The sequence below is a fragment of the Cellulomonas sp. EB106-03-03-XG116 genome (assembly GCF_058792015.1).
Genome location: NZ_JBYTEP010000032.1, coordinates 1 through 23,049, shown reverse-complemented (window position 1 = coordinate 23,049; position 23,049 = coordinate 1). Strand labels below are relative to the sequence as shown.

Genomic DNA, 23,049 nt, shown 5'->3' with positions numbered 1-23,049 from the left:
CGGCACGAGAGCGAGCGCCCGTGGACATCCTCGTCGTCACGACCTCCGGCACCGCCGCCCGCGCACGGTCCACCGTGCGGTCGGCGCTGCCGTTCGGGACGGTGACCGTGCTGGACCTCGACGGCGGCTACCCGGCCGTCGGCGACGAGCGCGTCCTCACCCCCGCCGAGGTCCCCGTGCCCACGGCGGAGCTGCACCGGTGGGCGGTCCGCCACCCCCTGGGCGTGGTGCGGTCCCGTGCCGCGCAGCACCACCTCGCGCACCGCGACGCCGGAGGCGGACCCGTGCTGGTGCTGGAGCCGGGCGTGCTCCTGCTGTCGGCCCCGGACCGGCTGGCCGAGGCGGCGGAGCTCGCCGGCCTCGCCCTCGTCGCCCGGTCCGGCGCGCTGCCGCACGACGGCCGGAGCCCGACGCCCGCGGACCTCCTGCGGGCAGGGGCGCACACCGCGGCCCTGCTCGCGGTGCGCCCCGACCGGGACGACGCGCTCGCCGCCTGGGCGGACGGGCTGCGCGCGACCGACGACGCCAGCGCCTGGACGTCACTGGTGGCGGGCACCGTGCCGCACTCCGTCCTGCGGGACCCGGCGGTCCTGGTCTCCCCGTGGTCGCTCGTCCCCGAGCACGTCGTGACGGAGTCCGGCCACGGCCGCCTGCTGCTGGACGGGCGTCCCGTGACCGCGCTCGACCTCGTCCACGCGGACCCGGCGGTTCCCTGGCTGCTCGACGCGGGCGCCACCGGGGACCCGCGGGCGCGGCTGAGCGACCACCCCGTGCTCGCCGCACGGGTCGCCGCCGCCCTGGCCCAGGTCGCCGCTGACGAGGAGCTGGCGCCGTCCGGAGCCGAGACCTGGGCGCGCACGTCGCTCGGCGGTCGCGTCGACGCCCCGCTGCGCACGCTGTGGGCGGAGACGGACGACGCCCCCGACCCCTTCGACCCGGCTCGGCGCGCGGAGCTGCTCGACTGGCTCACCGCGCCCGCAGCCGACGGCGGTCTCAGCCGCTACCTCCGTGCGGTGCGGGCCGTCCGGCCCGACCTTGCGGGCTTCTTCGCCGGAGTCCCGGGCCGGGACGAGGAGGCCTACGTCACCTGGGCCCAGGAGCACGCGGTGTCGGAGGGCTTCGACGCCGACCTGGTGGCGGAGTCGGTCCGGCGGTGGACGGCTCCCCCGCCCCCGCCCGCGACGTACGAGCCCGGCGTGAACGTCGTCGGGTTCCTGCGCGGCGAGCTGGGCATCGGCGAGTCGGCGCGGCTGCTGGTCCAGGCGCTCGACGCCGCGGGTGTGCCCCGCGTCACGGTCCCGGTCGACACCCACCTCAGCAGCCGCCAGCGCCCGGACGACGGCCGCGCGACCGCGCGCGAGGCGCCCCTCGCCACCACCGTGCTCTGCGTGAACTCGGACCTGACGCCCACGGTCGCGTCCGCGCTGCCCGTCGCCTACGACGGGACCTACCGGATCGGCATGTGGTACTGGGAGGTCGAGGAGTTCCCGCCGTCCCAGCACGGCGGCCTCGCGTCCGTCGACGAGGTCTGGGTCGCGACCGACTTCGTCCGCGCCGCGATCGAGCCGCACACCGAGCTGCCCGTGCGCACGCTCACGCCGCCGCTGCCGCAGCGGCCCGGTGCCCCGGCACTGACCCGCGCCGACCTCGGGCTCCCCGAGGGGGCCCTGTTCTTGTTCGCGTTCGACTTCCTCAGCACCGCCGAGCGCAAGAACCCCCTCGGCCTCGTGGACGCGTTCTGCGCGGCGTTCGGGCCCGAAGACGGCCCGGTGCTGGTCGTGAAGTCGATCAACGCGGACCTGCGGCCCGCCGCGGCCGAGCGGCTGCGGCTGCGGGTCGCGGGGCTGCCCCACGTGCGGCTGGTCGAGGAGTACCTGGACGCCGACGCGCGCGACGCCCTGATGGCGGCCTGCGACTGCTACGTGTCGCTGCACCGCAGCGAGGGCCTCGGGCTGACGATGGCGGAGGCCATGGCGTGGGGGAAGCCGGTCATCGCGACGCGGTACAGCGGGAACCTCCAGTTCATGACGGACGCCAACAGCTACCTCGTCGACTGGACCCCGACGCCGGTGCCCGAGGACGCGGCGCCCTACCCGGCGGGCTCGACGTGGGCCGACCCCGACCTGGCGCACGCGGCCCGGCTCATGCGCGAGGTCGTCGAGGACCCCGCGGGGGCCGCCGCGCGCGGAGCGCGCGCCGCGCAGGACGTCGCCGAGCGGCACTCCCCGGCCGCGGCCGGCGCGGCGATCGCGGCGCGGCTCGCGGAGATCGCCGACCGCCCGCAGCCCGCGTCGGCGTCCGCGCCGCGCCGGCTGCTCGGACGGCTGCGGTCCGGCCGGGGCTGAGACGGCAGGACCCGGTCCGGGCATGCGCCCGGACCGGGTCCGTGGTGGTGCCGGCGCGCGGTCAGGCGCCGCCGGCGATGCGCCGCACCCGGCCCGCGGCGCGCCGGGTGACCTCGCCGAGGCCGCCTGCGCGCAGGTAGTCGCGCGCGAGCGCGAGGTCCGCCCGGACGCTGGGCCGCGGCCGGACGTCCGGCAGCCGGTCCGCGCGCTCCGCGGGACCGCGCAGCGCGACGTCCACCGCCCGTCGGGGCGCGCGGCAGAACTCGACGAGCGGCGCCAGCACCCGCGACCACGCGTAGTCGCCCGCGAACGCCCGCACGGCGGACCGGGCGGCGTCGGCCGCGCCGGCGTCGAACAGCATCTCCTCGAGCGCGGCCTCGAGCGCCTCGACGTCCTCCGCGGGGACGACCCGCCCCAGGCCGTGCTCCCGGATGAGCGTCCCGAACGTGTCGCCGTCGGTCGCGACGATCGGCAGCGACGCCCACAGGTAGTCGAGGATCCGGGTGCGGAAGCTGAACGCCGTCTCGACGTGCTGGAAGTGGGTCGAGACGCCGAGGTCCGCGTCGAGCAGGTAGTCCGCCCGCTCCTCGTAGGGCACCCAGCCCTCGTTGAAGAACACGTGCCGCCCGGTGAGGCCGAGCTCGCGCGCCAGCTCCTGGGTGCGCCAGGCGACCTCCATGTCCGGGACGCCGGGGTTCGGGTGCTTCATCCCGAGGAAGTAGAGCCGCACCTCGGGGTGCCGCTGGGCGAGCCGGGCGACCGCCCGTACCAGTGTCAGCGGGTCGAACCAGTTGTAGACGCCGCCGCCCCAGAGGATGACCTTGTCGTCCGGCCCGATCCCGTCCACGGCGCCCTTGATCCCGTGCCGGCGCTGGACCGGCGGCTCGTCCGACACGCCGAACGGCACGACGGCGAGCAGGTTGTCGAGGTTGGCGTGCTCGTCGTAGACGGCCGGGTTGACGCGGCCCTGCGCGGCCAGGTGGCCGAGCCAGAAGTCGCGCTGCTTCTCCGAGGCGCAGAGCAGGAAGTCCGCGCGCCGGATCTGGTCGTTCAGCAGCTCCGTGGTCGCGCGGACCGCACGCTCGCGCCCGTCGGGCCCGAGGTCCTTCGCCTGCTCCAGCTGCTCGAGGTGCATCGGGTCGTAGATGTCCGCGACGACGATCTTGTCGCTGCCCTTGAGCCAGGGCGCCTGCTCCAGCAGGAACCCCTGGAAGATGATCACGTCGGCCCACCGCGTGGCCTCGACCAGGGCCGCCCCGTGCAGGTACTCCACCGCGAACGCGGAGGACGTCCGCTTCGCCCCACCGGTCGAGACCAGCCGCACGTCGTGCTCGGAGGAGAGTGCGCTGGCGACCTCCCACGCGCGGATCGCGGGCCCGGCCATCCGCTCCAGCAGGGGCTCGCCGGTGACGACGAGCACCCGGTGCCGGCTGTTGACGTGCTCGGCGATGCCGAACGCCTCGACCAGGACGTCGTGCGCGGCCAGGTACGACGGCATGCCGTAGGCCGGCTCGAGCGCCTTGCGGAACAGCGGGAACAGGTCGCGGTCGCTGCGCCGGCGGGTCGCCTGCAGCTCCCGGCGGGTCTCCAGCAGCGTCGGGAGCTGCTCGACGAAGTAGTCGATCGCGTAGGTGCCCGTCAGGGCCATCTTCGGCAGCTCGAGGGTGCCGTCGTCGTCGCCGCCGGGCGACCGCTGCAGGTCCAGCGACGTCGCGTCGACGTCGGCGCGGGCCAGCGAGCGCCGGATCGCGAGCGCCATGGCGGCGGGCAGGGCGCGCGCCAGCGACTCGTCGTCGTAGTTCTTGTACATCGAGAGCAGCGCGTTCCGCTCGAGCAGGTAGCTCTCGCGGAAGTTGCCGAACTTCTTCATGGTCACGTGGTGCTTGTGGAACGCGACGGACCCGGGCACGTAGCGGACGCGGTGGCCGAGCAGGTTCAGCCGCCAGCCCAGGTCCACGTCCTCGTAGAACATGAAGAACCGCTCGTCGAAGCCACCGACCTCGCGGTAGAGCCCGGCGCGCACGAACATCGCCGCGCCCGTGCCGAAGAGGACGTCGTGCGCGGTGTCCCACTGCCCGGTGTCGGGCTTCTCGACCTCGCGCTTGTAGCCCATGCCGAACCAGGTGAGCGAACCGTCGACGTAGTCGATCAGGCCGCCGTCCCAGTCGAGGACCTTCGAGGCGACGGAGCCGACCTCCGGGTCGGCGCGCATCGCGTCGACCGCGGCGCGGACCCACCCGCGGTCCGGGCGCGCGTCGTTGTTGATGAACGCGACGAACTCGCCGGTCGCGTGCGCCACGCCGAGGTTGCAGCCCCCGGCGAAGCCGGTGTTCGACCCCGCGTCCACGACGAGGGCCCCGGGCACCGCGGCGCGGATCCGCTCGACGCTGCCGTCGCCGGAGTCGTTGTCGACGACGATCAGCTCGAGGTCGGCCGCGGGCCAGTCGACCTCGTCGAACGCCCGCAGGCAGGTGATCGTGTCCTCCGCGCCGCGGTAGTTCACCAGGACGACCGACACCACGCCCGGCCGCACCTGCGGCCGGCTCTCCTTGCCGCTGCTCACGCCCCGGCCTCCTTCTCCGCCAGCTCCAGGTCGTGGTCGACCATGCGACCGACGACCTCCTCGAACTCCACCGTGCGCCGCCAGCCCAGCTCCCGTTCCGCCTTGGACGGGTCGCCGACCATGACGGACGCGTCCGCGGGGCGGAGGAACCGCGGGTCGACCTCGACGAACCGGGCCCAGTCGTCCCCGATCCCCGCCCTGCGCAGCGCGGCCTCCGCGAAGTCCCGCACCGAGTGCGTGCGGCCCGTGGCCACCACGAAGTCGTCCGGGACGTCGTGCCGGAGGGCGCGCAGCATGGCGTCGACGTAGTCCGGCGCCCACCCCCAGTCCCGCCGCGCGTCGAGGTTCCCGAGCGCGATGGTCCCGCTCCCGGTCCGGCCGATGGCCGCCGCGGCCGCGGTGATCTTGCGCGTGACGAACGTGGTGGGTCGCAGCGGCGACTCGTGGTTGAACAGGATCGCCGTGGCGGCGTGCAGGCCACGACCCCGGTACACCGCCGCCTGGTGGTGCGCGAACGCCTTCGCCGAGCCGTACGGCGACACCGGTCGGACGGGGGTCCGCTCGTCCTGCGGCTCGACCTCCGGCTGCCCGAAGATCTCCGAGCTCGAGGCCTGCAGGAAGCGCACGGCGCGACCGGTCGACTCCTGGACGCGGTGGGCCGCCTCGAGCAGCACCGCCACCGCGAGGCCGGAGAGCCGCGCGGTCAGCACGGGCTCCTGCCAGGACAGCGCGACCGAGCTGATCCCGGCCAGGTTGACCACCTCGTCCGGTGCCACCTCGGCCACGACCGCCGCCAGCCGCTCGGCGTCGCCGAGGTCGCCCTCGTGCAGCACGACGCCGGGGTGCCGGGCCCGGAGCGCTCCCTCTCCGCCGTCACCGGGGCGGACGAGACCGTGCACCTCGGTGCCCTCGGCGAGCAGCCGCTCGACGAGGTAGGTCCCGTCCTGCCCCGTGATGCCCGTGACGAACGTCGTCGTCACCGGCTCACCGCCCGTTGAGCGCGCGCTGCTCCGCGAGGTCGTTCTCGACCATCATGCCGACGAGCTGCGCGAAGCCGACCTGCGGCTCCCAGCCGAGCACGTCCTTGGCCTTCGCCGGGTCGCCGATGAGGAGGTCGACCTCGGCCGGGCGCATGAACGCCGGGTCCTGCTTGACGTAGGGCGCCCAGTCGGTGATGCCGACGTGCGCGAACGCGGCGTCGAGCAGCTCGCCGATCGAGTGGGTCTCGCCGGTCGCGACGACGTAGTCGTCCGCCTGGTCCTGCTGCAGCATCCGCCACATGGCCTCGACGTAGTCGCCGGCGAAGCCCCAGTCGCGCTTGGCGTCGAGGTTGCCCAGCGTCACGTGGTCCTGCAGGCCGAGCGAGATCCGCGCGACCGCCTGCGACACCTTGCGCGTGACGAACTCCGGGCCGCGGCGGGGCGACTCGTGGTTGAACAGGATCCCGGAGGACGCGTGCATCCCGTAGGACTCGCGGTAGTTGATCGTCATGTAGTGGCCGAACACCTTGGCCACGCCGTACGGCGACCGCGGCCACAGGAGGGTCGACTCGCGCTGCGGGACCTCCTGCACCTTGCCGAACATCTCGGAGGACGACGCCTGGTAGAAGCGCACCTTGCTCGCGTCGTCGCCGGCGTACAGGCGGACCGCCTCGAGGATGTTGAGCACGCCCTTGCCGGTCACGTCGCTCGTGAGCGCCGCGTTCTCCCAGGAGTACGCGACGAACGAGATCGCACCGAGGTTGTAGACCTCGTCGGGCTGGGACGCGTTCAGCGCACGGATCAGGCTCGACATGTCGGTCAGGTCGCCCGTCAGCAGCTTGACGCCCGGCACCGTGCGGCGCACCAGGTCCAGCTTGGGGTTGTTCTGACCGCGGATCAGTCCGTAGACCTCGTAGCCCTTGGAGAGCAGGAGCTCGCTCAGGTAGAGGCCGTCCTGGCCGGTGATGCCGGTGATGAGTGCGCGGGGCATGGTTCCTCGGTACGTGGTCGGGTCGGGGCCGCAGACAGCGTACCGACTCCTCGCCCCGGCGGACGGGCACCCGAGTGCCCATATGATCGTGCGGTGCCCGAGAACACGTTCGTGTCGTACGCCCAGAACCGCGAGGACGTCGTGCTGTGGAGGGCGTTGCAGGACGTCCGCGACGGCCGGTACGTGGAGGTCGGCGCCAACCACCCGCGCAACGACTCGATCACCCGCGCGTTCTACGACCGGGGCTGGAGCGGCGTCACCGTCGAGCCGGTCCCGGTGTTCGCGGACCTGCACCGCGCCGAGCGCCCCCGCGACACCCAGGTCGAGGCCGCCGTCACCAGCCGACCGGACGCGACGGTGACCCTGCACGTCGTCGACGGGACGGGTCTGTCGACGCTGGTCGACAGCATCGGTGCCGACCACGCCCGCGTCGGTCTCGCCGTGACCGAGGTCGAGGTCCGCGCCGCGACGCTCGACTCGGTGCTCGACGAGTCGCTGCCCGACGAGGCTCCGATCCACTTCATGGTGGTGGACGTCGAGGGCGCCGAGCGGGAGGTGCTGGAGAGCATCGATCTGCGGCGCCGTCGCCCGTGGGTGCTCGTCGTCGAGGCCACCGCGCCCAGCAACGGACGGACCGACGTCCACACCGTCCGACGCACCCACGACGAGTGGGAGGCGCTCGTCACCGGCGCCGGCTACACGTTCTGCCAGTTCGACGGGCTGTCGCGGTTCTACGTGGCCGAGGAGCACGCCGACCTCGCGGACACCCTGTCCGTCCCCGCGGGCCCGCTCGACTTCTTCACGACCGACGAGCTCGTCACCCTCCGCTCCGAGATCGAGCGCCTCGAGGGCGTGCGCGACGACCTCGAGCGCCAGGCGATCCACTGGCGGGCGACCGCCTTCGCGCGGTGGTCCGAGGCGCTCGCCGCCGTCGCCGCCGCGGCGGTCCCGCCCGCGCCGGCCGCCGACGACGGCGCGGCCCGGGCCGAGCTCGCCGCGATGCGCCGCACGGTCTCCTGGCGCGTCACCCGGCCGCTGCGGCTGGCCCGCCGCGTCGCGGGCCGCGCGAAGCGGGCCCTGCGGTGACGGGGCCCACCGGCGGCGCCCCCGGGGCGCCGGTGCTGCTCGGCGCGCTCGAGCAGCGGCTGTCGGCCGCCGCGGCCGCGGCGACCGACCTGGAGGTGCCGGCCGACGCCGAGCCCGGGCACGTGGCCGCCCGCCTGCTCCCGGCGCTCCTGGACGCGTGCCGTCCTCACGAGCGGACCGACCTGCGCTGGCTGCTGCTCACCGTCGTGCACGCCGCGTTCCCCACCGAGGCCGAGGTCCGAGACCTCGGCCGGCGGCTCGAGCTCGCCCCCACCGAGGCCGTCGAGTCCTGGCTGCTCGGCGAGTCGCTCCGACGCGGCGGATCGGGTCGGCGCGACCTGCACGCGACCGTGGTCTCCGGCGGGACGGTCGTCGACGTCGACTTCTGCGCGCGGTACGAGACGCACACGGGGATCCAGCGCGTGGTGCGGGAGACGGTCCCCCGCTGGGCCAGGGACCACGACCTGACCCTCACCGCCTGGGTGGACACCTACGACGCCATGCGTTCGCTGGCCCCCCGCGAGGACGCGCGGGTCCTGCGCCACGGGCAGGAGGTCGACATCCCTCTCGAGTCCGAGCTGGCCTACCGCCCGCGGCTGGTCGTGCCGTGGCGCAGCATGGTCGTGCTCCCGGACGTGCCGAGCACGGGGACCTGCGACGTCCTGTCCGCCCTGGGCCGGTTCTCGGGCAACCGGGTGGGGATGATCGGCTACGACATGATCCCCATCACGAGCGCGGAGCAGCGTCCCGACGTGGACGCCGTGGCGAGCGCGCAGTACCTGACCGTGGTCAAGCACGCGCACCGGGTCGCCGGGATCAGCGAGTCGGCCACCGCCGAGTTCGCCGGCTTCGTGCGCACCCTGGCCGCCCAGGGCCTGCGCGGACCGGTCGTGGAGGAGGTGGTCCTCACCGAGGACGCACCGCCGCCGGTCGTCGACGAGCCGGCCGGGGACGCCACGGCGGACGACCGGCCGGTGGTCCTCGCCCTCGGCACGCGCGAGCCGCACAAGAACCAGCGGACGCTCCTCCACGCGGCCGAGCGCCTCTGGGTCGAGGGCCTCGACTTCGAGGTCCGCCTGGTCGGCGGACGGGGTTGGTCGGACACGACGCTGCAGCCGGCGATCGAACGGCTCCTCGCGGACGGCCGGCCGCTCGCCGACGTCGGCCGGGTGCCGGAGGACCAGCTGTGGCGGGAGCTGCGCTCGGCCGACCTGGTCGCGTTCCTGTCGCTCCACGAGGGCTACGGCCTCCCCGTCGCCGAGGCGCTCGCGTGCGGGACCCCGGTGCTGACGTCCTCGTTCGGCAGCCAGGCCGAGATCGCACGCGGCGGCGGCTGCGTCACCGTCGACCCCCGTGACGACGACGCCGTGACCGCGGCGCTGCGCGAGCTGCTCACCGACCGGGACCGCCTGGCACGGCTGGCGGCCGACGCCGAGGCGCGGCCGCGGCGCACGTGGGACGACTACGCCGCCGAGCTCTGGGACTTCTACACCACGACGGAGGACCTGCACTGATGCGCACACGTCTACGGCGTCCGGCCCCCGCACCGGAGCCCGAGGCCGACGACGCGCGCTGGGCGGTCTGGTCGCAGCGGTGCGGCGAGCTCGCGCGCGCGCTCGGCGTCCCCGCCCCGGGCCCGGTCGGCTCCGCCGCGGAGCTCGCGGACGCGCTGGGCCGGACGGTCGAGCTGACCGACCGCGCCCAGGTCTGGTTGGCGCTCGCCGTGCTCACGGCGCAGCTCCCCGACGAGGCGTCGGTGGTGGAGGTCGCGCGCGGGTGCGAGTTCCGCGGCGCCGGTCCGCTCGTGGCGGAGATCGAGCGCCGAGCCACCCCCGAGGACCTCGGCCGCCGCGTCCGCGTGGAGCAGGGCGTGCTCGTCGACGTCGCGCACACCGTGTCGACGCCGCTGATGACCGGCATCCAGCGGGTGGCTCGGGAGACCGCCCGTCGGTGGCTCGCTCGCCCGGCCGTCGTGCCCGTGTCCTGGACCTCCGGGTTCACCGCGGTCCGCGAGCTGACCCCGGCGGAGCACGAGCTCCTGGTGAGCGGCCGCGCCTCGGCCTCCGAGCTCGCGCCTCGCCCGGACGACGTGCTCACGGTCGTCGTGCCGTGGCGCGCGACCTACCTGGTGCCGGAGCTCGGCGCCGAGCCGGGCAGGACGGCGGCGCTGCTCGCGCTCGCCCGGTTCTCCGGCAACCGGACCGGCGCGATCGGCTTCGACCTGGTGCCGATCACCACCGCCGAGACGACGCAGCGGGGCTTCGCCGCGGTGTTCGCCCGCAACCTCGCGGCGGTGCGCTACTTCGACCGGGTCGCCGCGATCTCGCAGGCCGCGTCCACCGAGTACGAGGGCTGGCGGCACATGCTCGCCGCCGTCGGGGTGCCCGGGCCCGCCATCCGCTCCGTGCCGCTCCCCGTCCACGCGGCCCGGCCGACCCCCGAGGACATGGCGAGCGCCCGCGAGCGCTTCGTGGTCGGCGACCTGCCCACCGTTCTGGTCGTCGGCAGCCACGAGCCGCGCAAGAACCACCTGGCGGTCCTGCACGCCGCCGAGCTGCTCTGGCGCGAGGGCCTCCGCTTCTCGCTCTCCTTCGTCGGCGGCAACGCCTGGGGCAGCGACGCCTTCCAGGCACAGCTCGCCGCGCTCGTCCGGGCGGGGCGGCCGGTGGACTCCCAGCGCGGGCTGTCCGACGGCGAGCTCTGGGCGGCCTACCGGCTCGCCCGGTTCACGGTGTTCCCCTCGCTGAACGAGGGGTTCGGCCTGCCGGTCGCCGAGTCGCTGGCCGCAGGCACCCCCGTGGTCACCTCGAACTTCGGGAGCATGGCCGAGCTCGCGGCCGACGGCGGCGCCCTGACGGTGGACCCGCGTGACGACCACGCGGTCGCCGACGCGATGCGTCGGCTGCTGGTCGACGACCGGCACCTCGAGAGGTTGCGGCGCGACGCCGCGGCGCGGCCCGGCCGTGACTGGGACCAGTACGCCGACCAGGCCTGGGACTGGCTGGCCGGGACCGTCCGCCGGGAGGGTGCGGACGCCCGGCGCTGAGCGCGCCCGTCGAACCGGTGCCACCCACGAGGGCGGCACCGGTTCGACGTGACCGTCAGCCCGGGAAGCGGGCGACGGCCTTGTTCCGGTACTCCTGCGACCCGGCGATGCCGGTGCGGACGGCTCCCTCTCCGCTGCGCAGCAGCACGTCCGCCCAGCCCTGCAGCCCGGGCCCGTCGGGCTCGCGCTGCAGGAACACGCGGTAGTAGGCGCCGGCCCGGCGCTTGGCGGCCTCGGTGGAGAACCAGATTCCGTCGACCACTCGGCCGCGACCGAACTCCGGCGAGGTCATCCGCGGGACCCAGACGGCGAGGTCGGCGGCCGACGCCGCACGGCCGAGCACCGTCTGGTAGAGCCGCTGCACGTACCCCGAGTCCGTCCCGCCGGACCGGTCGAAGTACTCCGCGGAGTCGTAGAACCGGCGCTGGACGTCGTCGACCGTCTGGCCGCCTCGGCGGATCACGTCCAACCAGTTGGCCGCGCCCGCAGGCTCGGGCTCCCGCCCCAGCACCTCGACGTAGGCCTGGCGCACCCGCTTGTTGATGTACTCGTCGCTGCGGGTCAGCGTGGCGACGAGCTCCGACTGGCTGGTGCCCTGCAGGAGCCGGTCGGTCCAGGTGCGGAGCCCGGTCGCGTCCGGGCCGCGACCCAGCAGGTCCGCGTAGAGGGCCGTCACCACCGACGCCGCCTCGGCGGGCGACGTCCAGCTGATGCTGAACCAGTCGCTCTTCAGGCCGAGGGCGACCCGGACCTCGTTGCCCGTCATCGTCCTGGAACCGGCGGAGCCGGCCACGGCGACCTGCAGGACGCGCCCGCCGTCGGCGCCGAGGCCGTTGCGCTGCGTCACCGCGATGGACCGGATCGTGCCGACGCCGAGCCGCGCGGACGCGGTGGCGAGCGAGATCGGCGCGACCCAGTTGTGGTTCGGGTTGGAGCCGACCGCGTCACCGAGGTCGACCACCGCCGGGAACACGCCGCCGGCCGTGTACCCACCCGTCGACGAGCTGAACTCCGTGCGGGCGACGGCCCCCGTGCCCGGGACCTGCCGCACCACGCCCGCCGTGGCGTCGATCGCCTGGTTCGTGGCCGTGGCGTCGAGAACCGTCTGCGGCTGGCTCCAGGCCTGGAACGCCGCACCCGAGTACACCTGGCACGCGGTGGTGTCGCAGGTCGTCGCGCCGGACGGGCGGGTGCCGGAGAGGGCGTAGCTGCGGGCCGCGACCGCCTGCGCCATGAGCGCCTGCATCCCGCGGCCGCCCCCCGACGACCCCCACGAGGCCGGCGACTCGCGCGGGACGACCCCGCGCAGGTAGTCCTCGGACGCGATCTTGTTGAACGTCATCTGGTTCGCGCCGACCCGCTGGACGGTGAGCGAGCCGCGGTACGCGCGCTCGCCGGCGGACTCGCAGACCCGGATCAGGCGGTCGAAACCGGCCTGGGACGCCGTGCCGATCTCGACGGCGCCGGCGCGATAGCTGCCGGGGAGCGGCGTCCAGGTCGGGCCCGCGCAGCTCGCGCCGGTGAACAGCTGCACCGAGCCGTCGGCCTGCGCGCGCGCGAGCAGCGCGACGTCGCCCGAGCCGACGGCCGCCCCGTTCACCCGCAGGTCCCGGCCGATCACGACGAGCTCCTTGCCGGTGAGCGCGGTCAGCTCGACCGTGATCGCGCGGCTCCCGACGTTCGCGGCGACCGTGCCGCCGTAGTAGTGGTCGAGGATCTGCGCCGAGCTCCAGCCGTGGTCCACCGCGTAGCCGAGCGCGCCGTACTGGCCCATCCCGCGACCATGGCCCCAGCCGTGACCGGAGAACGTCAGGGTGTCCCCCGCCGCTGCGGGGACGGCCGCCGCGGCCGGCTCCGGCGCCGGCCCGCCGGTCACGAGGGCGGCCGTCGCCACGAGGGCGAGCGTCGCGAGGCGCGCGACCGCTCGCGCGAGTCTGGCGGGCATGGGGTCTCCGATCGTGCGCGGGCCCGCGGCGGCGGGCGGACCCGGCCATTATCGCGGTCGCCGCCGCCCTCAGGAGCGCGTCCGGAGGGGTGCGTCCGGGTGACGGGTAGGCTGTCGGCGCCGGTCGGGCAGCCTCGACCGCAGGACGACCCCCCAGGAGAACGATGGACCTCCGCGACGCGCGGGCCGAGCAGCTCGCCGCCCAGCCGCTGCGAACCGCAGGGACCCGCCCCGGCTTCTTCCGCGGGTTCGGGTCCTCCGTCCGGGACATCTGGGCCCACGGCGAGCTGCTGCACCTCCTCGTGAAGCGCGAGGTGAAGGCGCGGTACAAGGACAGCGCGCTCGGCTTCGTCTGGAGCCTGATGCGCCCCATCGCGATGCTGCTCATCTACTACATCGCGCTCGGCAAGTTCCTGGGCGCGGCGCGCGACATCCCGGACTTCGCGATCTTCATCTACACCGGTCTGACCGCGTGGGGGCTGTTCTCCGAGGCCATCACGTCGGGCACCTCGTCGATCGTCCAGAACTCGGGGCTGGTGAAGAAGGTGTACCTCCCCCGGGAGATCTTCCCGCTGTCCTCCATGGGGTCGGCGCTGTTCAACTTCGCGATCCAGCTCGGGATCCTGATCGCCGCCACCCTCGTCGTGGGGAACTTCCCCACCGGCGCGCGGTGGGGGTACCTGCCGCTCGCCCTCGCCGTGATCGTGGTCACCGCGCTGGGCTGGTCCCTGCTGCTGTCCGCGATCAACGTCTACCTGAGGGACATCCAGTACCTCGTCGAGATCGCGATCATGATCGCGTTCTGGGCGTCCCCGATCGTCTACTCGTGGGCGCTCGTGCAGGGCGAGCTCAGCGAGACGCTGCAGCGGCTGTACCTGACGAACCCGATGACGGCCGCGATCATGGGGTTCCAGCAGACGTTCTGGGTCGCCGGGAGCGACCAGCCGGTGCCCGACGACCTGGCGGGCATGCTGTGGCTCTGGCTCGCCGTCGGCGTCGTGTTCACGTTCATCGCCCAGCGCGTGTTCGCACGCCTGCAGGGCAACTTCGCTCAGGAGCTCTGATGGCCACCACCACCGTCGTCGAGGTCCGCGGCCTGTCCAAGCGCTTCGTCATCCGCAAGGAGAAGTCGCTCAAGGAGCGCGTCGTCAACTTCGGTCGCTCGAACCTCCACAAGGAGGACTTCTGGGCGCTGCGGGACGTCGACCTCAGCATCGAGTCCGGCACGACGGTGGGCCTCATCGGCCCCAACGGCTCCGGGAAGAGCACGTTGCTCAAGGCGATCGGCGGCATCCTGCAGCCGACCTCCGGCACGGTGCAGACCCGCGGGCGGATGGCCGCGCTGCTGGAGCTCGGGGCCGGCTTCCACCCCGACCTCACCGGGCGGGAGAACGTCTACCTCAACGCCTCGATCCTGGGCCTGTCGACCGCGCAGACGGACAAGTACTTCGACGCCATCGTCGACTTCTCCGGCATCGAGCGGTTCATCGACACCCAGGTGAAGTTCTACTCGTCCGGCATGTACGTCCGCCTCGCGTTCGCGGTCGCGGTGCACGTCGACCCGGACATCCTCCTCGTCGACGAGGTGCTGGCCGTCGGCGACGAGCCGTTCCAGCGGAAGTGCATGGACCGCATCCGCGAGTTCCAGCACGACGGGCGGACGATCGTCCTCGTCACGCACTCGCTGGACCAGGTCGCCGACGTCTGCGACCGCGCCGTCGTCCTGGAGAGCGGCCGGGTGATCGCGGACGGCGAGACCCGCGACGCCCTGCGTGCGCTGCGCCAGGAGTTCGACCAGCAGCGCCAGGAGGACATCGAGCACCAGCGCGAGGTCGCCTCGCGCGAGGCGGCCGAGCGCGGCGCCGCCGAGCACGAGGAGGCCGTCGCGCCCCCGCAGGCGGTGGTCTCGTCGGTCGAGCTCCGGGACGCCACGGGTGCGCCCGTCTCGGAGATCACCCCGGGCGCCGACGTCACGGTGGTCGTGACCGTCGACGCCGCTGCCCCGGTCCCGGAGCCCAACGTGGGCATCGGCATCGAGACCGCGCTCGGCGTCACGGTGATCGGCACCAACACCCACCTCATCGGCCGCCGGCTCCCGCCGCTGGTCGGGCGCCAGCGGTTCGAGTTCCTCCTGCGCGACCTCCGCCTCGGCGAGGGCCACTACACCTGCCACGGTGCGGTCGCCGCCGCGAGCGGCGTCGAGCTGTCCCGGCTGCGGGAGGCGTCCCCGTTCCAGGTGACGGCCGGCGGCACCACCGTCGGCCCGGTGTGGGCGGCACCCGAGCTGGTCCTCGGCGGTGCCTGAGCGCGTGCGCGCCGGGCGTCCCCCGGCGGTGCACCGCGCCGCGTCGCGACCCCGCCCGACCGTGCTCGGTCTGGTGGCGGCGGCCCCGGACCGTGCCGTGATGCTGCTGTTCTGGGTGTCGCTGGTCGTCTCCGCCACGGTGCTCGTGGGCCAGTTCCGCCCGGTCGTCGTGCTCCCGGTGTGCGCGCTCGTCGTCGTCGCGACGTGGCGGCTGATGCCGGGGCGGCTGGCTCGGGCCCGCGCGCACGGCTGGGGCACGCTCGTCGCCCTCGCGCTGACGGCGACCTGGTTCGTCCTGAACGTGCCCTACGTCGCGAACTACGTGCTCGTGACGCGGGACCCCGGCTTCCTCACGCTCGAGGGCTTCTGGTTGACCGACCACCCCTCGGCCGACCTGCCCATGGGCTCCGCCGAGGCGCTCGCCGACTCCGTCCCCGGGCTGCGCGCCGACACCGCCGCGTACTACGCGCGCGACGGAGCTCTCCACGCGCAGGGTGCCAAGCTCCTCCCGGGGCTGATCGCCCTGGCAGGCTGGGCCCGCGGCGACGCCGGGGTCCTCGTCGGCAACCTCGCCATCGGCGCGGTCGCGCTGCTCGCCGTGTACGGGCTCGCCCGTCGCGTGGTCGGTCCGTGGTGGGCGCTGCTGCCCCTGGTCACGCTCGGCACCTCGATCCCGATGCTCGCGTTCTCCCGCGCCGCGTACACCGAGCCCCTGAACGTGGCGCTCGTCTTCGGCGCGCTCACGCTCTCCTGGTCCGCCTTCGAGACGCGGTCCTGGTGGCGGCACCTGCTCTCCGGAGCCCTCATCGGCGCGACCGCGCTCTCGCGGATCGACGGCGCGGCCACGGTGATCGGCTTCGTCGCCGGGCTCGGTCTCGTGGCCGGCGCGACGCTCCTGCCCCGGCACCGCCGCCGCGCGCGGGTCGCGTTGCTCGTCGCCGGTGCGGCCGCCCTCGTCCTCGTCGCCGTGGGGTACACCGACCTCCGCCTGCTCAGCCCCGGCTACCTCGCGGACCTCGGCGACCAGTTCTCGCTCCTTGCCGGCGCCCTCGCCGCGACGGTCGTGGTCGCGGTCGCGATCTCGTTCCCGCGTGCCTGGGACCCGGTGCGCCGGCTCGTCCAGCGGCACCGGCGAGGGCTCGCGGTCGCGGGCGTGGTCGCGGTCGCGCTGGTCGCCGTCGTCCTCACGACCCGGTTCCTCTGGCTGCCCGGGGAGCGCACCGCCGTCGGCACCGCGTACTCGGACCTCGTGATGGGCCTCCAGGACCGCGAGGGGATGCGGATCGAGCCCGCACGCAGCTACGACGACTGGTCGGTCCGCTGGATCTCCTGGTACTACGGCTGGCCGATGGTCGTGCTCTCGTTCTCGGGCCTGGCGCTCCTCGCCCACCGTGCGATCTCGCGCCGGGACCCGCGCCTGATCATGGTCCTCGCCGTGATTGCAGCCCCGTCCGCGCTGTACCTCTGGCAGGTGAGCATCAGCCCGGACCAGGTCTGGGCGATGCGACGGCTCCTGCCCGTCACCCTCCCCGGCTTCCTGGTCGCCGCCACGATCGTGCTCGAGGCGCTCTGGCGCGCGCGGCGCTGGTGGGCACGGTCGCTGGCAGCGCTGCTCGGTCTGTCCGTGGCCCTGTTCCCGCTCACGACCTGGACCGAGCTGGTGCGCGTGCCGGAGCAGGGTGGTCGGCTCGCGGAGATCCAGGGCGTGTGCGCCGGGCTGCCCACCGACAAGGTGGTGTACCTGCGGCACGGCGGTCCGCAGTACCTCGCCACCCTGCGCTCCGTGTGCGGGGTCGAGGTCGTCCAGACGGGCGGCGTGCCGACTGCCGCGAAGCTCGCCGAGATCGAGCGGGAGTGGGGCGGCGACGTCTCGTTCGTGACCTTCTCGGCCGAGGGGCTGCCGTGGCCGGACGACGTCGTCCCGGCCCCGTACCGCAGCGGGGAGATGACCAGCTGGTCGTACGCGCTCTCGTACATCCCGCACGAGGCCGAGGTGAGCCGCTCCCGGGTGTGGGTCGGCACCATCGGCGAGGACGGGACGCTGATCCCCGAGGCGCCGCAGCGAGGCTGACCGCCTCGCGTCCGGCGCACCGCCCGGTGCGTGCGGGCCGACCGTCAGGACGGGTACCGGACCAGCGCCTTCTTCTGGTACTCCTGCGAGCCGGCGATGCCCGTGCGGACCGCGCCCTCGCCCCGCCGCAGCAGCACGTCGGCCCAGTTCTGCAGACCGGGCCCGTCCGGCGCACGCTGCAGGAAGACCTGGTAGTACGCACCCGCGCGCCGCTTGGCCGCCTCCTGCGAGAACCAGATCCCGTCCACCACGGCCGCCCGCCCCTGAGGCGTGGCCATCCGGGGCTCCCAGACCGCGACGTCCGCCGCGGTCGCCGACCGGCCCAGCACCGTCGTGTACAGCAGCCGCACGTAGCCCGCGTCCGTCCCGCCGGACCGGTTGAAGTACTCCTGGGAGTCGTAGAAGCGGCGCTGGGCGTCGTCGACCGTCGCGATCCCGCTCCGGACGGCGGCCAGCCAGTTGGCGGCCCCGGCGGGCTCGGGCTCCCGGCCGAGCACCTCGCGGTACGCCTGGGCGACCCGCTTGTTGATGTACTCGTCGCTCCGCGTGAGCTCCGCCACGAGGTCCGCCTGGTTGGTCCCCTGCATCAGGCGGGTCGTCCAGGTGTTGAGACCCGTGGGGTCCGTGCCGCGCCCGAGGAGGTCCGCGTAGAGCGCACGCACGACGGCCTGCGCCGTGGCGCGCGGCATGGCGGGCGTGCCGAGGTTCGCCGCGGCGACGGCGCGGATCGTGCCGAGCGCGGCGTAGCCGCCGTTGCCGGGGCACGCCGTGTACGAGACGTCGCGGTGCCCGAAGACCCGCGGCAGGTTGACGGTCTGGTTCTGGTAGCGCGAGTTCTCGCCGTTCCCGGTCGCGTACGACATCCAGCCCTGCGGGTCGCGGCTGTAGACCCCGAGCCGCCAGCCGATGACGCGACCCACGGCGTCCTGGGTCGCGGCGGAGGGCACCGCGTCGTAGGTGCCGAGCATGGCGACGCCGACCGTGCCGGTGTTGAACCCGCCGGCGTGCACCCCGATGACCGGCTTGGTCATGGAGTCGACGCGGCCCTCGTAGATGTTCCCCCACTTGTCGACGACGAAGTTGTATCCGATGTCGCACCAGCCGCGGCCGCTGATGTGGTACGCCTGGTCGTTGCGGATCTGCTGCATCGCGGCGGCGACCGACCCGTACGAGTTGCTGCCCGCGGTGTGGTGGACGACGGCGCCGACGATCGAGCCGGCCACGTCGGGCGTGCACACCGGAGCCCGTGCACCCCACTGCGCCCGGGTGATGACGGCGGGCACGGCGGCCGTCTGCACGACGGCCGCGGCGGGCTCCGCGGCGGGCTCCGCGGCGTGCTCGGTGGTCGCGACCGCGGTGCGGACCACCGCCCCTCCGGACGCCGCGGCGGTACGCGTGGTCGGGCTCGACGGCTCGACGAGCTCGGACCCCACCAGGGTGAGGCCGAGGTCCGCGGGACCCCCGTCGCCCGTCGCCGCGAAGGAGAGCTGGACGGCGTCGGCGTCGCCGATCCAGAACGAGTCGGTGCCGCCGCGCTTCTCGGTGCGCGCGTCTGCGGTGCCCTCGTCCGGACCGTCGTCGGCCACGTCGAGCGCGGCCCACCCGGTCCACTTCCCGTCGGTCTGCGTGCGCACCCGCGGGACGAGTCCGGTGGCGTCGGTCCCCACCGGCCACGTCACGCCGAGCGTCTGCACGTCCTGGGTCTCGACCGCCGGCGTCAGCACGCGGCCGTCCTCCGTCAGCGCGTCCGCGACCACCGGCTCGGCCGAGGGGTCCACGCTCGCCTCCGCCGCCTCGTCCGCGGTGACGCGGGGGGCGAGCAGGTCGTCCGGCGCGACGCGGCCCGGCTCGGCGGCCTCGGGCGCGGGGCCGGACGAGGCGGACGACGACGGCTCCGGCTCCGGCGTGCCCGACGGCGACGGCTCCGGCGTGACCCCGGCCGCCGGCGACTGAGCCGTGGCGGCCTGGGCGTCGGCCGTCGAGGCGACGACCAGGTCGGTGCTCGTCACCTCGGTCGCGGGGTCGGACCCCGAGCCCGGGTCCTGCGCCGCGCGCTGCACGACCGCGTCCGACCGGCTCGGGACCGTCTCGGCGGAGGGCGGCTCGAGGGTGGCGCCGGTCGCGGCGACCGACAGGGCGAGGAGCAAGCGGAGGAGCATGACAGTCCTGACATCGACCGGGCGCGTACCTCCGCAGGCTGAGCCCTCGATGACACGGAGTCAAGGATGCGCGCGGACGCGGTCCGCTTTGCTCCGGTATGCACCGCGCTCCGCCGCGCGGCGAGTCGGTACCCTAGGACGTCGCCCGCTCACCTTGGAGGACACCCGTGCGCATGCTCGTCACCGGCGGAGCCGGTTTCATCGGCTCCAACTTCGTGCACCAGGTGGTGCGCGAGCACCCCGAGGTCCAGGTCACCGTCCTCGACGCGCTGACGTACGCGGGTGACGAGAAGAGCCTCGCCCCGGTGTGGGACCAGGTGACGTTCGCCAAGGGCAGCATCACCGACCACGACATCGTCGACGACCTCGTGAAGAACAGCGACGTCGTCGTGCACTTCGCCGCCGAGTCGCACAACGACAACTCGCTGCACGACCCGTGGCCCTTCGTGCACACCAACGTCATCGGCACGTACACGCTGCTCGAGGCCGTGCGCCGGTACGACGTCCGGTACCACCACATCTCCACCGACGAGGTCTACGGCGACCTCGAGCTGGACGACCCGGCCAAGTTCACGCCGGACACCCCGTACAACCCGTCCAGCCCGTACTCGTCGACCAAGGCGTCCTCGGACCTGCTGGTGCGCGCGTGGGCGCGGTCGTTCGGCGTGCGCGCCACGATCTCGAACTGCTCGAACAACTACGGCCCGTACCAGCACGTGGAGAAGTTCATCCCGCGCCAGATCACCAACGTGATCGACGGCGTGCGGCCGAAGCTCTACGGCACCGGCGAGAACGTCCGCGACTGGATCCACGTCGAGGACCACAACTCCGCCGTGTGGGACATCATCACGAAGGGCCGCCTCGGCGAGACCTACCTGATCGGCGCGGACGGCGAGGTGGACAACAAGACCGTCGTCGAGCTCATCCTCGAGCTGACCGGGCAGCCGTCGGACGCCTACGACCTGGTGAGCGACCGCCCGGGCCACGACCTGCGCTACGCCATCGACGCGACGAAGCTCCGCACAGAGCTCGGCTGGGAGCCGCGGTACACCACGTTCCGCGACGGCCTGGCCGCGACGATCGAGTGGTACCAGGCCAACGAGGCGTGGTGGCGGCCCCAGAAGGACGCCACCGAGGCGAAGTACGCCCAGCTCGGGCGCTGACCCGACCCGCCTCGACGGCCGCCCCTCGCACCCCGGTGCGGCGGGCGGCCGTCGCGCACCCGCGCCCGGAAGTCGGGTCACAAAACCCGTAACACCCAGTCATGGCTCGCGCTAGGTTGCGAGGAGCGCGTCGTCGGCGCGCCGCTCGACCCCTCGCACGAAGGAGCTCCTGGACCATGCGCACCTCCACCACCCTGCGTCGCGCGACCGCCGCGCTCACCACCGGGCTCCTGAGCGGGGCGCTGCTCCTCGCCGGGGCCACCGGGGCGAGCGCCGACCCGTTCCGCTGCGGTTCCGCGGGCAGCGACCCGAACGCGTGGTGCACGACCGTCAAGACCTCGGTGACCACCCTCAACATCCGCTCCGGCCCCGGCACGGGCTACGGGGTGGTGGGCACGGTGAGCGGCGGCCAGCGCATCGAGGTGGAGTGCTGGGCCCCGGGCACGAGCGTCGGCGGCGTCACCGCGTGGACCAAGCTCTACAACAGCGGCTACGTGAGCGACTACTACCTGAACACCGGCATCGTGAAGAACTTCCTGCCGCGCTGCTGAGGCCCGGTGCCGGCCCGGGCCGCCCGGGCCGGCACCGCGACCCCCGCCGGCCGGGTGATCTGCACGAATCCTGCACGGCGCACCCCCGTGGCGTGCGCCGACGGCCGGGCCCGCGCTCCTATGCTCTCCCCGTGACCTCCCGCCACGCCGCTCCCGCACGCCCGCGCGTCGTCCGCCACGGACGCCCCCGGCGGAGCCACACGGTCCTGCGCGGCATCGCGCTGACGGTCGTCGGCGTGCTCTGCTTCGGCACGTCCGGAGCCGCGGCGCTGTACGTCCAGCTGAACAGCAACATCGACACGATCGACGCGAGCGACCTCATCCAGGCGCTGCCGGAACCGACCGCCACCGGCCCCGCGGACCCGGACGACCCGAACGCAGGGCGCGACGTCAACATCCTCCTGATGGGATCCGACGAGCGCGACGGCGAGAACGAGGCGATCGGCGGCCACGTGGACGGCATGCGGTCCGACACGACGATCGTCGCCCACATCTCGGCAGACCGGAGCCGGGTCGAGCTCATCTCGATCCCGCGCGACTCGCTCGTCGACATCCCGTCGTGCACCATGTCGAACGGCAGCACCACGTCGGCCCAGCGCAACGCGATGTTCAACTCCGCGTTCGCGATCGGGGCGGACAACGGCGGGGACATCGCCTCGGCCGCCGCGTGCACGGTCAACACGGTGCAGCAGAACACCGGGGTCCGGATCGACCACTTCGTCGTGGTCGACTTCGCCGGCTTCACCAAGATGGTCGACGCCATCGGCGGCGTGCCGATCTGCATCCCCAACGACATGAACGCCCCCAAGGCGGGTCTGTTCCTCAACGCGGGCGAGCAGACGCTGACGGGGACCCAGGCGCTCGCGTTCGCCCGGGCGCGCACCGGCGAGGGCGTCGGCGACGGCTCGGACACCAACCGGCTCGGCCGGCAGCAGGAGCTGCTCGCCGCGGTCGTCCGGGAGCTCCTGAGCAAGAACATGCTCACCGACATCACCCAGCTGATCCGGTTCCTCGACTCCGCGACCGAGTCGCTCTCGATCGACTCGGGGTTCTCGTCCATCTCCGACATGGCCGGGCTCGCCTACAGCCTCCGCAGCACCTCGGCTGCGAACATCTCCTTCATGACGATCCCGTTCATGACCGCGCCGAGCGACAAGTACCGCGTCGTGTGGGCACCGGAGGCCGACGCGATCTGGGCGAACGTCGCCGCTGACCAGCCGATGCTCGCGGGTACCAGCCAGGACCCGTCGCAGCAGGAGTCCGCGACGGGGACCGACGCGGGCACCGGGACGGACGCGGGCACCGACCCGGGCGCCGCCGACCCCGGTGACATCACCACCGCCCCCGCCACCCCGGACCCCGCCCAGACCCGCGAGGCGGGCAAGGAGGCGTTCTCGGCCGGCGACGTCACCGCCGTCTGCGGCTGACCGTGGCCCGCCCCGAGGACCGACCGGAGCGCGACGAGCCCCGTTCGACGCCGCCCAGCTTCGCGCCCGGCGCGACCGGCCGGCGTCCCACCGCCGACGGCGCGCGCACCGTCGGGGCACCCGCGCCCGACCCGGCTGCGGCCCGTCCGGTCCGCCCGCCCGCGCGACCCGGCCGCACCACCGCCACGCGCTCCGCGGCTCGGGTCGCGCCCGAGGGTGACGACGCCCCACGCCCGGTGCGCGTCTCCGGCCGCCCCGCAGCCGAGGGCACGCCCGCCGCGCCCGTGCGCTCCTCCGCGCGGCAGGGCTCCAGCGCCGTCCCGGTCGGCGCCGGTGACCGCCCCGCCGCCGACCGCCCCGCGCCCCCGCGCCCGCCCCGGCAGACCACGCCCGTCGGCCCCGGCCGCGCCCGGCCCT

Annotated in this window: 15 protein-coding genes; 10 read left to right on the top strand and 5 right to left on the bottom strand. The window is 74.1% G+C overall.

Annotation, left to right across the window (positions count from 1 at the left end):
- Positions 1-20 precede the first annotated feature (20 nt).
- Positions 21-2,345, top strand: a complete 2,325-nt coding sequence (locus tag AC3WUG_RS12640; protein ID WP_492327981.1) for a glycosyltransferase — start codon at positions 21-23, stop codon at positions 2,343-2,345.
- Positions 2,346-2,406: 61 nt separating this feature from the next.
- Here AC3WUG_RS12640 and AC3WUG_RS12635 read toward each other — a convergent pair whose 3' ends face one another.
- The 3 genes from AC3WUG_RS12635 to AC3WUG_RS12625 are packed head-to-tail and all read right to left on the bottom strand — an operon-like array spanning position 2,407 to position 6,879.
- Positions 2,407-4,908 carry a glycosyltransferase gene (locus tag AC3WUG_RS12635; RefSeq protein WP_492327980.1) on the bottom strand — a complete coding sequence of 834 codons (2,502 nt, stop codon included), beginning with the start codon at positions 4,906-4,908 and terminating at the stop codon, positions 2,407-2,409.
- Positions 4,905-5,888: a GDP-mannose 4,6-dehydratase gene (locus AC3WUG_RS12630; RefSeq protein ID WP_492327979.1), complete on the bottom strand. Its 984-nt coding sequence runs from the start codon at positions 5,886-5,888 to the stop codon at positions 4,905-4,907. The genes AC3WUG_RS12635 and AC3WUG_RS12630 overlap by 4 nt, the downstream gene beginning before the upstream one ends.
- Before the next feature lie 4 nt (positions 5,889-5,892).
- Positions 5,893-6,879 carry a GDP-mannose 4,6-dehydratase gene (locus AC3WUG_RS12625; RefSeq protein WP_492327978.1) on the bottom strand — a complete coding sequence of 329 codons (987 nt, stop codon included), beginning with the start codon at positions 6,877-6,879 and terminating at the stop codon, positions 5,893-5,895.
- 93 nt (positions 6,880-6,972) lie between these two features.
- Between AC3WUG_RS12625 and AC3WUG_RS12620 the strand changes: the two genes are divergently transcribed.
- Genes AC3WUG_RS12620 through AC3WUG_RS12610 form a run of 3 tightly spaced genes read left to right on the top strand, consistent with a single transcriptional unit; the run spans position 6,973 to position 11,011 of the window.
- Entirely contained in the window at positions 6,973-7,965 is a 993-nt protein-coding gene (locus tag AC3WUG_RS12620; protein WP_492327977.1) for an FkbM family methyltransferase, read from the top strand.
- A complete protein-coding gene (locus tag AC3WUG_RS12615) occupies positions 7,962-9,479 on the top strand; it encodes a glycosyltransferase family 4 protein (RefSeq protein WP_492327976.1) in 1,518 nt (505 codons plus the stop codon). Before AC3WUG_RS12620 ends, AC3WUG_RS12615 begins: the two co-directional genes overlap by 4 nt.
- Complete coding sequence (locus AC3WUG_RS12610; RefSeq protein WP_492327975.1) at positions 9,479-11,011, top strand: glycosyltransferase family 4 protein; 1,533 nt, start codon at positions 9,479-9,481, stop codon at positions 11,009-11,011. Before AC3WUG_RS12615 ends, AC3WUG_RS12610 begins: the two co-directional genes overlap by 1 nt.
- 55 nt (positions 11,012-11,066) lie before the next feature.
- Here AC3WUG_RS12610 and AC3WUG_RS12605 read toward each other — a convergent pair whose 3' ends face one another.
- On the bottom strand, positions 11,067-12,956 hold the full coding sequence (locus AC3WUG_RS12605) for a DUF4214 domain-containing protein (RefSeq protein WP_492327974.1): 1,890 nt from the start codon (positions 12,954-12,956) through the stop codon (positions 11,067-11,069).
- A 164-nt stretch (positions 12,957-13,120) separates the two neighbouring features.
- Here AC3WUG_RS12605 and AC3WUG_RS12600 point away from each other — a divergent pair, with 164 nt between their 5' ends.
- The 3 genes from AC3WUG_RS12600 (at position 13,121) to AC3WUG_RS12590 (ending at position 17,332) form a co-directional block, all read left to right on the top strand.
- Positions 13,121-14,020, top strand: coding sequence for an ABC transporter permease (locus tag AC3WUG_RS12600; RefSeq protein ID WP_492327973.1), 900 nt, complete (start codon positions 13,121-13,123; stop codon positions 14,018-14,020).
- Positions 14,020-15,261, top strand: coding sequence for an ABC transporter ATP-binding protein (locus tag AC3WUG_RS12595; protein ID WP_492327972.1), 1,242 nt, complete (start codon positions 14,020-14,022; stop codon positions 15,259-15,261). Before AC3WUG_RS12600 ends, AC3WUG_RS12595 begins: the two co-directional genes overlap by 1 nt.
- Before the next feature lie 100 nt (positions 15,262-15,361).
- The gene (locus AC3WUG_RS12590; protein ID WP_492327971.1) at positions 15,362-17,332 is read left to right on the top strand and encodes an ArnT family glycosyltransferase; all 1,971 of its coding nucleotides are present in this window, start codon (positions 15,362-15,364) and stop codon (positions 17,330-17,332) included.
- 44 nt (positions 17,333-17,376) lie between these two features.
- Here AC3WUG_RS12590 and AC3WUG_RS12585 read toward each other — a convergent pair whose 3' ends face one another.
- Entirely contained in the window at positions 17,377-19,491 is a 2,115-nt protein-coding gene (locus AC3WUG_RS12585) for a DUF4214 domain-containing protein (protein ID WP_492327970.1), read from the bottom strand.
- Between the two features lie 167 nt (positions 19,492-19,658).
- Between AC3WUG_RS12585 and rfbB the strand changes: the two genes are divergently transcribed.
- From rfbB to AC3WUG_RS12570, 3 genes are all read left to right on the top strand, one after another.
- Positions 19,659-20,654, top strand: coding sequence for a dTDP-glucose 4,6-dehydratase (rfbB, locus tag AC3WUG_RS12580; RefSeq protein WP_492327969.1), 996 nt, complete (start codon positions 19,659-19,661; stop codon positions 20,652-20,654).
- A 176-nt stretch (positions 20,655-20,830) separates the two neighbouring features.
- A complete protein-coding gene (locus tag AC3WUG_RS12575) occupies positions 20,831-21,205 on the top strand; it encodes an SH3 domain-containing protein (RefSeq protein WP_492327968.1) in 375 nt (124 codons plus the stop codon).
- 131 nt (positions 21,206-21,336) lie between these two features.
- A complete protein-coding gene (locus AC3WUG_RS12570; RefSeq protein ID WP_492327967.1) occupies positions 21,337-22,632 on the top strand; it encodes an LCP family protein in 1,296 nt (431 codons plus the stop codon).
- Positions 22,633-23,049 lie beyond the last annotated feature (417 nt).